Source organism: Ruegeria sp. YKSF131 (assembly GCF_059612645.1).
On the sequence record NZ_JBXWQZ010000021.1, the window covers coordinates 1 to 14,786 of the forward strand.

A 14,786-nucleotide genomic window follows, 5' to 3' on the forward strand; every position below is an offset into this window, starting at 1 on the left:
TGCCCAAGTGCAAGGCGGATGCGCCGGACAGCCCTCTGATTGCGGCCGCCGGTTGTGCCCTGTTGGCCGGGCAGCGCAAGTCAAACGCCCGCGTTGCCGATGAGTACGAGCACCTGATCACACTGGACCCGCACAATCAGCGTCACATGCGCGCGATGGGCAGCCATCTTTTGCCCCGGTGGTTCGGCAGCTACGCAGAACTGGAATTACAGGCACTGCGCAATGCCGTCCGGACACAGGATATCTGGGGCGCAGGTGGATATACGTGGGTGCAATTCGATGCCATCGCTTTGGACGAAGAGGCCTGCGCACAGGTCGATGTCGAATATTTCCTTGAAGGATTGCGCGATATCGTCGGTCTGCGCCCTGATCAGCAGATGATCAATATGTTGTCGGCCTATTGTGCAATCACCATTCAGAATGGTCACGGGCTGAACGAAAAAGCAGACAATGTCCGCGCCCAGATGCGCGACACCGCAAACTGGCTGATCCGCGATCACCTGACCGAGCTTCACCCCCTGATCTGGGCCCATGCCGCCAACGGGTTCAACAACTCGGTCCGCATCAACTCGCCCGAGCGGTTTGCTGCGCGCGGTCAGCGCGACGCGCTGCGCGCTATCTCGGATCTGTTCCGGGATGAACTGCGCAGCGGCAAGGATGTAACCTTCACACCGTCTGGTCTGCAGTTTTCCAAGAACTGAACGCGTCAGGATTCCCCCTTGCCCCTAGGCCCTGCCGGGCCTAATACGCAGGCTTAGACTTCTGCGGAAATGAGGCGCGCCATGCTCGACCTGACATACGAAATGCCCAAACCCAAAACCATTGCCGGGGCCAAGCACGATTGGGAACTGGTGATCGGGATGGAGGTGCATGCGCAGGTCTCATCCAATGCCAAGCTGTTCTCGGGCGCGTCCACAAAATTCGGGGCCGAGCCGAACTCGAACGTGGCTTTCGTGGATGCGGCGATGCCGGGAATGCTGCCGGTGATCAACGAGTTCTGCGTGGAACAGGCGGTGCGCACCGGGCTGGGCCTGAAGGCGGATATCAATCTGAAATCGGCCTTTGACCGCAAGAACTATTTCTACCCTGACCTGCCGCAAGGTTACCAGATTTCCCAGCTTTATCATCCCATTGTGGGCGAAGGCGAGGTTCTGGTCGAGATGGGTGACGGCACTGCGCGCATGGTGCGGATTGAACGTATCCACATGGAGCAGGACGCCGGCAAATCGATCCACGACATGGACCCGCACATGTCTTTTGTCGATCTGAACCGGACCGGTGTCTGCCTGATGGAGATCGTCAGCCGCCCTGATATTCGCGGCCCGGAAGAGGCCGCGGCCTATATCGCCAAGCTGCGTCAGATCATGCGCTATCTGGGCACCTGCGACGGCAACATGCAGAACGGCAACCTGCGGGCGGATGTGAATGTCTCGATCTGTTTGCCAGGTGCTTATGAGAAGTATCAGGAAACACAGGACTTTTCGCATCTGGGCACCCGTTGCGAGATCAAGAACATGAACTCGATGCGGTTCATCCAGCAGGCCATTGAGGTCGAAGCCCGCCGCCAGATCGCCATCGTCGAAGCCGGTGGCAAGGTCGAGCAGGAAACCCGCCTGTATGATCCGGACAAGGGCGAAACCCGGTCGATGCGGTCCAAGGAAGAAGCGCATGATTACCGCTATTTCCCCGATCCCGACCTGCTGCCGCTGGAGATCGAACAGGCATGGGTGGACGATATCGCCGCCCATCTGCCAGAGCTGCCTGACGACAAAAAAGCGCGCTTTATCAGTGAGTTCGGCCTGACCGACTATGATGCTTCGGTGCTGACTGCCGAAGTGGAATCGGCGGCCTATTTCGAAGAGGTCGCGCAGGGCCGCAATGGCAAACTGGCCGCAAACTGGGTGATCAACGAGCTGTTCGGACGTCTGAAAAAAGAAGACCACGACATCACGGAGTCGCCGGTTTCTCCGGCGCAGCTGGGTGGGATCATTGACCTGATTTCCTCTGATGCTATCTCGGGCAAGATCGCCAAGGACCTGTTTGAAATCGTCTATACCGAAGGCGGTGATCCGGCGCAGATCGTCGAAGATCGCGGAATGAAACAGGTCACCGACACCGGCGCGATCGAGGCCGCTTTGGACGAGATCATCGCGGCCAATCCGGCGCAGGTCGAAAAGGCCAAGGTGAACCCGAAACTGGCGGGATGGTTCGTGGGTCAGGTGATGAAAGCGACCGGCGGCAAGGCCAACCCGAAGGCCGTTAACGATTTGGTCAGCAAGAAGCTGAGTTCCTGAACCTTACATTTTGTACAAGCCTGCCAGTGGCAATTGTCAGGTTTGTACAATCAGATTTCCACGATTTCTTAAGAAATGGGGTCAGCTCATCGGCTTGACTTCGCCTGTGATTGCACCCTTTCTTCCGACCCAGAGAGGTGAGGTATCATGCAGAACAGATTTGATCAGGAACTCGAAGATCGGCTGGTGCGTTACGCGGCGATCGACAGTCAGAGCGACGAGACCTCGGCGACCACGCCGAGCACACAGATACAGTTCGACATGCTGAACCTGCTGAAGCAGGAACTGACCGAGATCGGCGCCAGCGATGTGACGCTGACAGGTGACAGCGTGGTCGTCGCGACCATCCCCGGCACCGCACCCGGCCCGACGGTAGGCTTTCTGGCGCATGTGGATACGGCCCCCCAGTTCAATGCAACGGGCGTCAAGCCGCGGGTGATCAAGGGGTACAACGGTGGCGACATTTCCTTTCCGGACGATCCGGATCTGGTGCTGTCTCCGGACGAGAACCCCTATCTGGCCGAAAAGATCGGACATGATCTGATCACGGCATCGGGTACCACCCTGCTGGGCGCGGATGACAAGGCCGGGGTGTCGATCCTGATGACCATGGCCCGGCATCTGATCGAAAACCCGGATATCCCGCACGGGCCTATCCGCATTGCCTTTACCCCGGATGAAGAGATCGGGCGCGGCGTTACCGAACAGCTGCCCAAGGATCTGGGGGCGGATTTCGCCTATACTCTGGACGGTGCCGAAGTGGGCGAGATCGAATATGAAAGCTTTTCGGCCGACCGTGCCGTGATCCGGATCGAGGGGGTATCAATCCACCCCGGACTGGCCAAGGACAAGATGGTGAACGCAGCCCATCTGGCGGCGAAGATCGTGCAGACCTTGCCGCAGGCCACCATGACGCCCGAAACAACCGATGGCCGCGACGGGTTCATTCATGTCACCGACATGAGCGGTGGATCGTCCGAGATGGAAATCAAGCTGATCCTGCGCGATTTCGAGATGGAGGGCCTTGAGGCGCAACGTGACATCGTAAGGCAGGTCTGTGCCGCCGTGCAGGCCACGGAACCGCGCGCGACCATCACCTGCGATATCAGCCACCAATACCGGAACATGCGCTATTGGCTGGAAAACGACATGACACCGGTTGATCTGGCGCGCGACGCCTGCCGCGAGCTGGGGATCGAGCCGCTGTCGGTGCCGATCCGCGGCGGCACCGACGGGTCGCGCCTGACCGAGTTCGGCACCCCCTGCCCTAACCTGTTCACCGGAATGCAGTGCATTCACGGGCCACTGGAGTGGATATCGGTACAGGACATGGCAGTGGCGACCGAGCTGTGCCTGTCGGTTGTGACCAAGGCGGCACAGGCTGGCGGCAATAATCAGGGCTGAAAACCGCCGGTCGGGCGACGGCCCTTTCACCCGGGGGTCAGCGTGGTAAGTTGGCGCGAACAGGTATTTAGGAACACTTGATGCAGCTTTTTGAGTACAAGGTCGTCCCCGCGCCGCTAAAGGGCGTGAAAGCCAAGGGCGTGAAAACGGCCGAGGGCCGCTTTGCGGTCTCGGTCGAACAGGTTCTGAACCAGATGGCGCAGGACGGCTGGGAATACCAGCGCGCCGAGCTGCTGCCCAGCGAGGAACGCTCGGGCCTGACCGGATCGACCACAAACTGGCGCAATGTGCTGGTGTTCCGGCGGGTCGTGGCCGAGGAAGTCGATGCGTCGGTGATCGGAGACGTACCCGAGTTTGACGACACCCCATTGGCCCAACCGATCCCCGGCCCCGGTGTGGTGGCCGCGCCGAAACCAATTTCGGAAGACGCGAATGAGCCGCCCTTGTCATTGAAAAGCCGGGACCAGGTTGACCAGGACACTGACACCGCGGGCGACAAAAAAGACGCCTGAGACGGATCAGGGTTTGACGTGCGGTTACACCTGCAACACGGTGTGCACCGCAGTTTGAGCAGCCCGCCCGCGGGCAGGTTTGGCGCTGCGGGCGCGATATGTGCTTATCAACCCAGCGAAATCTGTGGCATGTTAACCGGACAACCGGGAGGGACTTTGAAATGGGTATTCGGCAGACACAGGGGCGGGCACGCCTGTATGACAGCATCCTTGATACAGTCGGCGACACGCCCTGTATCCGGATCAACCGGATCGCGCCGGAGCATGTGACCGTTTATGTGAAGTTCGAAGCGTTCAATCCGGCGGGGTCGGTCAAGGACAGGCTGGCGCTGAATATCATTGAGGCGGCAGAACGGGATGGGCGGCTGAAACCCGGCCAGACGGTTGTCGAGGCGACGTCGGGCAATACCGGGATCGGGCTTGCCATGGTCTGTGCGGCCAAGGGATATCCGCTGGTCGTGACGATGGCCGAGAGCTTTTCGGTCGAGCGGCGCAAGCTGATGCGCTTTCTGGGCGCCAAGGTTGTTCTGACCCCCAAGGCGCAAAAGGGGTTCGGCATGTATACCAAGGCCAAGGAACTGGCCGAGGAAAACGGGTGGTTTCTGGCCAGCCAGTTCGAGACTGCCGCCAATGCCGATATTCACGAGAATACGACCGCGCGGGAAATCCTAGCGGATTTCGAAGGCACGCAGCTGGATTACTGGGTCACGGGATATGGCACCGGCGGCACGGTCGCTGGGGTGTCACGAGTGTTGCGCAAGGAGCGGCCCGATACGAAAATCATCCTGACCGAACCGGCAAATGCCGCCATCGTGTCGTCAGGCTATGTGAATACGCGCAATGACGATCACCAGCCCACCGAAAGCCACCCCAATTTCGAGCCGCACCCGATTCAGGGCTGGACGCCGGATTTCATTCCATGGGTCCTTCAGGAAGCCATCGACAACGCCTATTACGACCAGCTGATCCCTGTTCCGGGGCCGCAAGGGATTGAGTGGTCGCGCCGCCTTGCCGCGGAAGAGGGGATATTCACCGGGATCTCGGGCGGGTCGACCTTTGCGGTGGCCATGAATCTGGCGGAAACCGCGGCGCCGGGATCCGTCATGCTGGTGATGCTGCCGGATACGGGCGAGCGTTACCTGTCGACGCCTCTGTTCGAGGGGATCGAAGACGTCATGACGGATGAGGAATATGCGATCTCGGCCTCGACCCCGTCGGCGCAGATGAGCGCGGAATAGGGCGCAGCGTCAGGTTCCGATATCCAGCGCCAGCGCGTGGATGCGGGGCACGATATCGCCCAGCGCCTTGTGCACGGCCCGGTGACGGGCGACGCGGGATTGACCGGCGAATGCGGCGGCGCGGATGCGGACGTTGAAATGGCTTTCGCCGCCTTCCCTGTGACCTGCATGGCCGCGATGGCTTTCGCTGTCGTCGATCACGTCAAGCTCATGCGGGTCAAAGGCGGCTTGCAGGCGGGTTCGGATTTCGTCGGTCACGCTCATTTTTTTGCTCAGCGGCAAAATTTTTGCCGCCCCCCTCTTCTACTTTCGGCTGCTTAGACTAAACTGCTGCCTCCGAGTCGAAAAGATGCGTTCGTGAGGATAGAGCATGGCGAAATCAGACCCCTTCGGATTCGATATGTCCGTTTCCAGCGCCAAGAAAAAGAACCCGCGTGGGCGCCGGGGCATGTCAGGCGCGTCCGAGACCTCGGTCCGGATCTGCGATCACGACGGGTGTGACGAGCCGGGCAAGTTCCGCGCGCCAAAGGCACCGGATGTTCTGGATGACTATTTCTGGTTCTGCCAGCAGCACGTGCGCGAGTATAACCAGAAGTGGAACTTCTTCGATGGCACCACTGAGGCCGAGCTGAACGCGCAACGCTCGAAGGACAAGGTTTGGGAACGTGAGACCAAGCCGATGGGAGACCCGGAGGCGCGCGCCTGGGCCCGTCTGGGCATTGAGGACCCGCATCAGGTTCTGGGCGCCAACAGCACGCAGAACAAGGGGCGCACCTCGGGTGGTGGCGGACGTCGCCTGCCCCCCACTGAACGCCGTGCAATCGAGATTCTGGAAGCCCATGACAGCTGGTCCAAAACCGAAGTGCGCAAGGCGTACAAGAAGCTGATCAAGGTGCTGCATCCGGACATGAACGGCGGCGACCGGTCGCAGGAAGAGCAGTTGCAAGAGGTCGTCTGGGCCTGGGACCAGATCAAGGACAGCCGGAATTTCAAGTAGGGCCGCCGTCAGTCGCCAGCTGTTTACACAGTTTGAACGGATTGTGAGGATGCTGTCTGGAAACCTGTTTCAATTCCCGCAATAGTAGTGGGAATTGAAACAGTGCTTTTCCCGGAGCAACCGCTGTGCGTATGCCTTTCTTTTTGTTGCTTGCCTCACTTTGTGGGCTGGTCGTGGCGCAGTTCTATCCAACCGAGATGGACTGGCTGTTCCTTTTGGCCCTGCTTTGTGTGTTCGCCAGTACGATCCTTCTGATCCGGGCCTGGTTCGGCTGGCGCAGGGCCAACACATGGATCATCGTGGACGGGTCGAACGTGATGCACTGGAAAGACGGCGCACCAGATCTGGCAACGTTGCGGCAGGTTCTGGCCAGCCTGAAGCAAGCCGGGTTCAAACCGGGCGTCGTGTTCGATGCGAACGTCGGGTACAAGGTCGAAGGGGAATACATGAACGACCGGGCGCTGAGCCGCGCCCTGGGCTTGCGGGCCAAGCGGGTCATGGTCGCGCCCAAAGGCACGCCGGCAGATCCGTTGATCTTGCAGGCGGCGCGGGACAGCAAGGCACGTATCGTTACAAATGACATGTTCCGGGACTGGGAGGACGAGTTTCCGGATGTGTTGAAAGCGGGTCGTCTTGTGAAAGGCGGTTTTCGCAAGGATGAGCTTTGGTTTTCGCTTTGACCACGCGACCATAGCTTTACGCATCGATCCGGGTTTCGTAGCGTTCAGGGATGACACTGACGTGGCCTTGCCCCGACAGAACAGTTTTGGATGCAAGGACCGTGGCACGCAAAGAGCAGAAACCACCAAAAGCCAAGATCCCGCCGGATCATCCGTTTTCTGACATCGTCAGCGATGCGTACAGGGTTTTCGCCTATCCAAAGCCGAGCAGTATCGAGGTTTGCGAAGGCTGCTGCATGGACGCCGATATTGAGGCGGACTTCTTCACGCCGTCCATTGCCGAGCTGCCCCTGCATTACGTTCAGGATTGGTTCTTCGCCGCTTGTGATCCCGCGGGGATAGCCCGCGAAACATGGGGGTACCTACTGCCCCGGATCCTTGAGATTCTGTCTGTGGACGAAGACCCCGCCAGTGTTGGGCTGGAGGTGAGCCTGAACCGGTTTGAAACCGGTAACCCGGATAACTGGTCACCCGAGGAATGGCAGATTCTGGACCGGTTCCAGCGCGCGTATCTGAAACGCGAGATGGCACGGGAACGCGGCTGTCTGGACGATACGCTTTGCATGTTCGCCCTGGCAGGGTGGCCGCTGGAGTCGCTGTTCGAACAGGTCGCCGCAAGCCCGGATACCGAATTGGTGCTGCGCCTGTGGCGCGATTGGTGTGCATATTGCGTTCCGGGGCGAGACTCGATCTGGATCACCGCGTTCTGGAACAGCCCGGGCAATACGCGAGCCTTTGAGTTTTACACCTCGGAAGCGATGCACGACAGGATGACCCGCATCGCGTTCGCCGAGGACACTCCGGAGGATATCGCGGAAAAGGCGCTGGCTGTGGCCAGTGTTATCGAGACCCATGCCGATTGGGGCATAGGCGGGTTGAACGGCCCATAATGCCCGTGCCATGCGCGAATGATGTTGGGTCGATGTCCCGGAGGATGAAGGCGTCAAACCTTGTTCGGTTGATCCCCGATTAGCAAATTCTGCACTTATGCAGTTAACAGCGGGGCGTGATCCGGGCGCGCACCAACAGCGGCGCCACGATTTCCGTTATGTGGGCCTAGTCTGCGAACATGTCTCGCAACGCGCGTGCCTCACGCCCGGTCAGGCAGCTTAGGCACGTTTGGGGGTGCGGTCCTGCGTCTGAAAGTAACCCCGGAAAGAGCGCGCGCAGTTCCTCGACATCGTCGCGATGCAGTGATTTCAGCGCCATATCGCCCGGAAACAGGCTTTCGCTTTGCAGGCCGTGCGAGGTGAGGATCACATGTTCGGCGCAGGCGATGTGGTAATATGTCACCGCTTCGCCCGTCGTCACCTGCCGGATGGTATCATCGTTGACCAGATGAATGGCCGCGCAGAACACGCTTGGTGCGCCAAAATATAGCTCGGCCCGCCAGCCCCCCAGCACGACCCGGTGTTGCGGAGAAAGGTAAAGATCCCTGTCCGGCAGGCCCTTGCCCATCGCATCGCGCCGGATGCAAACCGGGTTGAATTGGGGCCGGACGCGCAGGATTTGCGCGCTGAGCGTTCGTTTGCCGATCCATTCGATGGGCAGCGTGGTCCCACCGGCCACGCAAACCCGATCGCCCACGGCCAGATCTTCGACCGGACGCGGGCCGCGATCCGTTTCGATCAGGGTGCCCGAGACAAAACAGGGTGGATCGGTCGGGTTCAGATCAACCGGGGTGATCTTCCAGTTGCCTGTGGTCATCGGGCCTGTTGGGTTATTGGCATCCCAGGCGTAGATCTGCCCGCCGACCTGAATGAACTCTCCGGATTCCCCGGTTCCGCGATAGTTTCCCTGGCCAAGATAGGTGTAGGGCTGGAAGGTCGTGCCCCCATCAAACGACACCATCGAACCGCTGATGATCGCGGGTTGTGTCGTGTTCTGGACGATGAGATCGTTCTGGCCCGTCGTATTGACGGTGTGGAGAAGAGCGTTAAATGCCACCGGGAGTCACCGCGGCTTTGCAGGCAATTTCTAACGTCTGCCTGTCATTCGACACGGAGCGACACCCCGGTAAGGCCTGCGCTTGGCATTCCTGCTTCACCAACACCCGATCACTTACAAAACGCCCCATAAGACCATATTATATGCCTGATAAGGTCATCCTCTACAACATGTAGATTGTTGAATACCTACCTGCGTGCAGCCTTTCGGACACATGGTTTGGCGGGTGCGTCCGAATAGCAGCACTGTCATTGTTGATGAACGCGGCTTGATCTGCGTCTTGTACCCATCGCGACCAAGGATCGTCCGCGCGTCAATAGGGCCAGTTTGAAAGAAAAACCTGCTCACCTTTCGGAGCGGGCCGCTTTCCCTTGCCCTTGTCCGCAATATGTTGCACCACACACGGGTTCAAACCCGGTGAGCGGGGCAAAGGATAAGGACAAGGCGCATGGCTGACGGATCGATCGATGTAAACGCAAAACCCACCGAAGATATCTCGGTCCGTGACGTATTTGGCATTGATACGGACATGAAGGTCAAAGGGTTTGCCGAAGCCACCGACCGTGTGCCCGTGATCGACCCGACCTACAAGTTTGACCCCGAGACAACATTGGCGATCCTGGCGGGCTTTGCCCATAATCGCAGGGTGATGATTCAGGGCTATCACGGCACCGGCAAATCGACCCATATCGAGCAGGTCGCCGCCCGTCTGAACTGGCCCGCTGTGCGCGTGAACCTGGACAGCCACATCAGCCGGATTGACCTGATCGGCAAGGACGCAATCAAACTGCGCGATGGCAAGCAGGTGACCGAGTTCCACGAAGGTATCCTGCCCTGGGCCCTGCGCAACCCCGTGGCCATCGTGTTCGACGAATATGACGCAGGCCGCGCCGACGTGATGTTCGTGATCCAGCGGGTGCTGGAACATGATGGCAAACTGACCCTGCTGGACCAGAACGAGATCATCACGCCGAACCCGTGTTTCCGCCTGTTTGCCACCGCAAACACCGTGGGTCTGGGCGATACCACGGGGCTGTACCACGGCACGCAGCAGATCAACCAGGCACAGATGGACCGCTGGTCGCTGGTCTCGACCCTGAACTATCTGAGCCATGATGCCGAGACGATGATCGTGCTGTCGAAGGCGCCGCATTACAACACCGCCGAGGGCCGCAAGACCGTCAGCCAGATGGTCACCGTGGCCGATCTGACCCGGACCGCCTTCATGAATGGCGACCTGTCCACCGTCATGAGCCCGCGGACCGTGATCAACTGGGCGCAAAATGCCGAGATCTTCCGCAACGTGGGCTATGCTTTCCGCCTGTCGTTCCTGAACAAGTGCGACGAGTTGGAACGTCAGACCGTTGCCGAGTTCTATCAGCGCTGCTTTGACGAGGAATTGCCGGAAAGCGCGGCGAGTGCGAGCTTGGGCTAAGCGCCCGGATTGCGCCCGTTCCGGGCGCAATGCCTCCGGCGGGGATATTTTTGGCCAGATGAAGTCGGATCCGTTATTGTTTTCCGCGCCGGGCAGGTCACTTTGATGAGGGCTTAAGGACATGGCACAGAAGAACGACAACCCTGCCGATCCCTTCAAGAAGGCCTTGGCCGAGGCCACCAAGGTCATGGCTGATGATCCTGAACTGAACATTTCATACACCGTCGATCCGTCGGGCTTGTCGGGCGAGTCGATGCGGCTGCCGCAGGTGTCTCGGCGTATGACGCGGGAAGAGGTTCTACTGGCGCGCGGCACGGCGGATGCTTTGGCGTTGCAGCGCCGGTATCATGATGATGCAACCCATGCGCGCTATGCGCCTCCGGGGGATATGGCGCGGGACTTGTACGAGGCGATGGAGACGGCGCGTTGCGAGGCGATGGGTGCGCGGGATATGCCCGGCACTGCCAGCAACATAGACGTCAAGATCGGGCATGAGGCGATCCGGCGCGGCTATGACCAGTGCAAGCAGCCTGCCGATGCGCCCTTGTCGGTGGCGGCGGGCTATCTGATCCGGCATCTGGCCACCGGGCGCGATCTGCCGCCTGCGGCCGAGAACATCATGAACCTGTGGCGCGGGTTTATCGAGGAACAGGCCGGTGGCGTGTTGGAGAACCTTGATGACGTGCTGTCGGATCAGGCGGAGTTTGCCAAGTTCGCGCGGCAGATGATCAAGGATCTGGGCTATGGCGATCAGCTGGGCGATGACCCCGACGAGTTGGACGACGATCAGGAAGATCAGGCCGAGGACGACGCCGAGGAACAGCCCGACCCCGACAGCACCGGTCAGGATGATCAGGAAGATCAGGACGCGGATGCGACGCCTGAGCAGACGCAGGAAGAGCAGCAGGATCAATCTCAGGCGCAGGTCTCGATGGATGAGATGGCCGAGGATGAGCTGGGTGACGAGGCGGAGATGCCGGATGGCGAAGCGCCGCTGGAGCCGCCTGCCCCGCCGCCCGCATCCGAGGCCGACCCGGATTACAAGGTCTATCTGAGCACGCATGATGAAGAGATTGCGGCCGAAGATCTGGCCGAGCCTGCGGAACTGGAACGGCTGCGGGCCTATCTGGATCAGCAGCTTGAACCTTTGAAAGGGGCGGTTTCGCGCCTTGCCAACAAGTTGCAGCGCCGATTGCAGGCGCAACAGAATCGCAGTTGGGAGTTCGACCGCGAGGAAGGCATTCTGGATGCGGGCCGTCTTGCGCGCGTTGTGGCAAACCCCACCACACCGCTGAGTTTCAAGGTCGAGAAGGATACCGAGTTCCGCGATACGGTGGTGACGCTGTTGCTGGACAATTCGGGGTCGATGCGGGGGCGTCCGATCTCGATCGCGGCCATTTGTGCCGATGTTCTGGCGCGGACGCTGGAGCGCTGCAATGTGAAGGTCGAGATTCTGGGCTTTACCACGCGGGCGTGGAAAGGCGGACAGGCGCGCGAGGCATGGCTGAACGATGGCCGCCCGCAGCAACCCGGCCGCCTGAACGACCTGCGCCATATCATCTATAAGGGCGCCGATGCCCCATGGCGGCGGGCGCGGCCCAATCTGGGTCTGATGATGAAAGAGGGCCTGCTGAAGGAAAACATCGACGGTGAGGCGCTGGAATGGGCGCATCGCCGGATGATCGCGCGGCGCGAGCAGCGCAAGATTCTGATGGTGATTTCGGATGGAGCTCCGGTTGATGATTCAACGCTGAGCGTGAACCCCGCCAACTATCTGGAGAAGCACCTGCGCGATGTGATTGCCATGGTGGAAAAGCGCAAGATGGTCGAGCTGCTGGCGATTGGCATCGGTCATGATGTGACCCGGTATTACGACCGTGCGGTGACGATCACCGATGTGGAACAGCTGGCTGGTGCGATGACGGAACAACTGGCGGCTTTGTTCGACAGTGATCCACGCGCGCGGGCGCGGGTGATGGGGATGAAAAAGGTCGGCTAGGCTGGCCTTGCCTCCGGCGGGAGTATTTCCCAAAAGATGAAAAGGCGGCGATATCGACCGCCCGGCTGAGGGAGGAGTAGTATGTTCCAGTCCTTTGAGGTGACCGCGCGGCCCGAGCAGGGGCCACCGCGTCTGGCTGCGTTGCGCGCTGAGCTGGTGCGCGAAGGGTTGGACGGGTTTCTGATCCCACGGTCGGATGCGCACCAGGGCGAGTATGTGGCCCCGCGGGATGAGCGTCTGGCCTGGTTGACCGGGTTTACGGGATCGGCCGGGTTCTGTGCTGCGCTGACCGACATGGCTGGTGTGTTCATCGACGGGCGGTATCGCACGCAGGTCAAGGCGCAGGTCGCGGATGTGTTCACGCCGGTGCCGTGGCCTGACGTGAGCCTGAGTGCATGGCTGAAAGAGCAGTTGCCCGGTGGAGGCAAGGTCGGTTTCGACCCATGGCTGCACGCGGCAGGGCAAATCTCGGCCGCGCTTGACGAGCTTGAGGGCACAGGCATCGAACTGGTGCGCTGCGACAATCTGGTGGACCGGATCTGGGCAGACCAGCCTGAACCGCCGATGCAGGCCGTCAAGGCGCATCCGATCGAGTTTGCGGGTGAAACCGCTGACAGCAAGATTGCCAGACTGGCCGCAGACCTGCGGCAGGCCGGGCGAAAGGCCGCAGTAATCACATTGCCGGATTCGATCATGTGGCTGCTGAACATCCGGGGATCGGATATCGCTTACAACCCCGTGGCCCACGGGTTTGCGATCCTGCATGACGACGGCAGGGTCGAGCTGTTCATGGCTGCGGCAAAACTGTTGGACGTGCAGGATCATCTGGACCCGAAGGTAACGGTGCGCCACCCTGCGGAGTTTCTGGATGCGGTGGCAGTGCTGGACGGTGCGGTGCAGGTGGATCTGAGCACGGTGCCGCAGATCGTGGCAGACGCGTTGGGCGATGCCATGGTGGATGGCGGCGACCCCTGTGCCCTGCCCAAGGCCTGCAAGAACCCGGCCGAAATCGCGGGCAGCGCCGAGGCGCATTTGCGCGATGCGGTGGCGGTGGTCGAAACCTTGTGCTGGCTGGACGCACAGCCCCCCGGCAGCCTGTCCGAGACGCAGGTGGTCACGCGGCTGGAAGAAAACCGCCGCAGGGACAATGTGTTGCAGGATATCTCGTTCGATACCATTGCCGGGACAGGCCCGAACGGCGCGATCATGCATTACCGCGTGACGGACGAGACCGACAGCCGGTTGCAGGATGGTCATCTGCTGGTGCTGGACAGTGGCGGGCAATATCTGGATGGCACCACCGATATCACGCGGACGCTTGCCATCGGCTCTGTCGGGGCGGAGGAAAAGACCTGCTTCACCCGCGTGCTGAAGGGCATGATTGCCATGTCGATGCTGCGCTGGCCCACAGGGCTGGCCGGGCGCGACATCGAATGCGTGGCCCGCACGCCGCTATGGGCGGCGGGGCAGGACTTCAACCATGGTGTCGGACACGGCGTCGGGGCCTATCTGAGCGTGCATGAGGGGCCGCAACGCCTGTCGAAGGTCAGCCATGTCCCGCTGCAACCCGGCATGATCTTGTCGAATGAGCCGGGATATTACCGCGAGGGCGCTTTTGGCATCCGCATAGAAAACCTTGTGGTGGTGGAAGAAGCTCCGGCCCTGCCCGGTGGCGACGTGGAACGCGCGATGCTGTGCTGGCGCACCCTGACATTTGTGCCAATTGACCGCAGGCTGATCATGGTGGATATGTTGACGCCTGACGAACGCGGCTGGCTGAACGCCTATCATCGCGACGTCGCGGAAAAAATCCGCCCAAGGCTGGGACATGACGCGCAACTGTGGTTGGATGCCGCAACTGCGCCGATCTGACACCCGCCTGTTACATAGAACGGGCAGAGGAGAGGCCCCAATACGTCGACGGAAGGAATAGAAATGACTGAGATCACGATCCAAAAAGCACCGGGCAAATGGACTGTCCGTTCGGGCGGTGCGATTCTGGGCGAAACGAGCAACGCGCTGGAACTGCACGAAGGCGACAAAGCTCCGGTGATTTACTTTCCGCGCGGCGATGTTGCGATGGCGTTTCTGGATCAGACCGACAAGGTGACGCATTGCGCCGGCAAGGGCGACGCGACGCATTTTTCCATCGTCAACAAATCCTCGGTGACCGAAAACGCGGTCTGGAGCTATGAAGACCCGATTTCCACCGTGGCCGAGATCAAGGGATACCTGGCATTTTATCCGGTGGACTCGGTGAAGGTGGAGCAGATTTAGAGG

At 60.3% G+C, this 14,786-nt stretch carries 13 protein-coding genes and 1 pseudogene; 12 read left to right on the plus strand and 2 right to left on the minus strand.

The window, feature by feature from the left end; genetic code table 11:
• The 5 genes and pseudogenes from AC2FLZ_RS09600 to AC2FLZ_RS09620 form a co-directional block, all read left to right on the plus strand.
• Positions 1-701 (plus strand): annotated as a pseudogene (locus AC2FLZ_RS09600) (hypothetical protein); the annotation flags it as partial.
• An 81-nt stretch (positions 702-782) separates the two neighbouring features.
• On the plus strand, positions 783-2,294 hold the full coding sequence (gatB, locus tag AC2FLZ_RS09605; RefSeq protein WP_267365910.1) for an Asp-tRNA(Asn)/Glu-tRNA(Gln) amidotransferase subunit GatB: 1,512 nt from the start codon (positions 783-785) through the stop codon (positions 2,292-2,294).
• Positions 2,295-2,441: 147 nt separating this feature from the next.
• Positions 2,442-3,698, plus strand: a complete 1,257-nt coding sequence (gene pepT, locus AC2FLZ_RS09610; RefSeq protein WP_480622264.1) for a peptidase T — start codon at positions 2,442-2,444, stop codon at positions 3,696-3,698.
• Between the two features lie 80 nt (positions 3,699-3,778).
• Positions 3,779-4,210, plus strand: coding sequence for a DUF4177 domain-containing protein (locus AC2FLZ_RS09615; RefSeq protein WP_496813654.1), 432 nt, complete (start codon positions 3,779-3,781; stop codon positions 4,208-4,210).
• Between the two features lie 161 nt (positions 4,211-4,371).
• Complete coding sequence (locus tag AC2FLZ_RS09620; protein ID WP_496821611.1) at positions 4,372-5,448, plus strand: PLP-dependent cysteine synthase family protein; 1,077 nt, start codon at positions 4,372-4,374, stop codon at positions 5,446-5,448.
• A 9-nt stretch (positions 5,449-5,457) separates the two neighbouring features.
• Here AC2FLZ_RS09620 and AC2FLZ_RS09625 read toward each other — a convergent pair whose 3' ends face one another.
• Positions 5,458-5,712, minus strand: coding sequence for a BolA family protein (locus AC2FLZ_RS09625; RefSeq protein WP_209597754.1), 255 nt, complete (start codon positions 5,710-5,712; stop codon positions 5,458-5,460).
• Between the two features lie 106 nt (positions 5,713-5,818).
• On the opposite strand from AC2FLZ_RS09625, the gene AC2FLZ_RS09630 reads away from it, so the two are divergent.
• The 3 genes from AC2FLZ_RS09630 to AC2FLZ_RS09640 all read left to right on the plus strand — a co-directional run bounded on the left by AC2FLZ_RS09630 (position 5,819) and on the right by AC2FLZ_RS09640 (position 8,015).
• Positions 5,819-6,445 (plus strand): J domain-containing protein, encoded by a 627-nt coding sequence (locus AC2FLZ_RS09630; RefSeq protein ID WP_480475989.1) that lies wholly within the window; start codon positions 5,819-5,821, stop codon positions 6,443-6,445.
• A gap of 131 nt (positions 6,446-6,576) precedes the next feature.
• Positions 6,577-7,125 (plus strand): NYN domain-containing protein, encoded by a 549-nt coding sequence (locus tag AC2FLZ_RS09635; protein ID WP_480475987.1) that lies wholly within the window; start codon positions 6,577-6,579, stop codon positions 7,123-7,125.
• A 101-nt stretch (positions 7,126-7,226) separates the two neighbouring features.
• A complete protein-coding gene (locus AC2FLZ_RS09640) occupies positions 7,227-8,015 on the plus strand; it encodes a hypothetical protein (protein ID WP_496821613.1) in 789 nt (262 codons plus the stop codon).
• Positions 8,016-8,181: 166 nt separating this feature from the next.
• On the opposite strand, the gene AC2FLZ_RS09645 is transcribed toward AC2FLZ_RS09640, so the two are convergent.
• Entirely contained in the window at positions 8,182-9,072 is an 891-nt protein-coding gene (locus tag AC2FLZ_RS09645; RefSeq protein WP_496882124.1) for a Hint domain-containing protein, read from the minus strand.
• Between the two features lie 448 nt (positions 9,073-9,520).
• Here AC2FLZ_RS09645 and cobS point away from each other — a divergent pair, with 448 nt between their 5' ends.
• From cobS to AC2FLZ_RS09665, 4 genes are all read left to right on the plus strand, one after another.
• Positions 9,521-10,507, plus strand: coding sequence for a cobaltochelatase subunit CobS (cobS, locus tag AC2FLZ_RS09650; protein WP_480475981.1), 987 nt, complete (start codon positions 9,521-9,523; stop codon positions 10,505-10,507).
• 121 nt (positions 10,508-10,628) lie between these two features.
• Entirely contained in the window at positions 10,629-12,506 is a 1,878-nt protein-coding gene (gene cobT, locus AC2FLZ_RS09655) for a cobaltochelatase subunit CobT (protein ID WP_496882125.1), read from the plus strand.
• Between the two features lie 81 nt (positions 12,507-12,587).
• Positions 12,588-14,378 (plus strand): aminopeptidase P family protein, encoded by a 1,791-nt coding sequence (locus AC2FLZ_RS09660; RefSeq protein ID WP_496882126.1) that lies wholly within the window; start codon positions 12,588-12,590, stop codon positions 14,376-14,378.
• 63 nt (positions 14,379-14,441) lie between these two features.
• Complete coding sequence (locus AC2FLZ_RS09665) at positions 14,442-14,783, plus strand: DUF427 domain-containing protein (RefSeq protein WP_480475975.1); 342 nt, start codon at positions 14,442-14,444, stop codon at positions 14,781-14,783.
• Positions 14,784-14,786 lie beyond the last annotated feature (3 nt).

Excerpts from the sequence above, each read along its gene's own strand:
- pepT (WP_480622264.1), top strand. The coding sequence starts at position 2,442 with ATGCAGAACAGATTTGATCAGGAACTCGAAGATCGGCTGGTGCGTTAC.
- AC2FLZ_RS09660 (WP_496882126.1), top strand. The coding sequence starts at position 12,588 with ATGTTCCAGTCCTTTGAGGTGACCGCGCGGCCCGAGCAGGGGCCACCG.
- AC2FLZ_RS09635 (WP_480475987.1), top strand. The coding sequence starts at position 6,577 with ATGCCTTTCTTTTTGTTGCTTGCCTCACTTTGTGGGCTGGTCGTGGCG.
- cobS (WP_480475981.1), top strand. The coding sequence starts at position 9,521 with ATGGCTGACGGATCGATCGATGTAAACGCAAAACCCACCGAAGATATC.
- AC2FLZ_RS09625 (WP_209597754.1), bottom strand. The coding sequence starts at position 5,712 with ATGAGCGTGACCGACGAAATCCGAACCCGCCTGCAAGCCGCCTTTGAC.
- AC2FLZ_RS09630 (WP_480475989.1), top strand. The coding sequence starts at position 5,819 with ATGGCGAAATCAGACCCCTTCGGATTCGATATGTCCGTTTCCAGCGCC.
- cobT (WP_496882125.1), top strand. The coding sequence starts at position 10,629 with ATGGCACAGAAGAACGACAACCCTGCCGATCCCTTCAAGAAGGCCTTG.
- AC2FLZ_RS09620 (WP_496821611.1), top strand. The coding sequence starts at position 4,372 with ATGGGTATTCGGCAGACACAGGGGCGGGCACGCCTGTATGACAGCATC.
- AC2FLZ_RS09665 (WP_480475975.1), top strand. The coding sequence starts at position 14,442 with ATGACTGAGATCACGATCCAAAAAGCACCGGGCAAATGGACTGTCCGT.
- AC2FLZ_RS09615 (WP_496813654.1), top strand. The coding sequence starts at position 3,779 with ATGCAGCTTTTTGAGTACAAGGTCGTCCCCGCGCCGCTAAAGGGCGTG.
- gatB (WP_267365910.1), top strand. The coding sequence starts at position 783 with ATGCTCGACCTGACATACGAAATGCCCAAACCCAAAACCATTGCCGGG.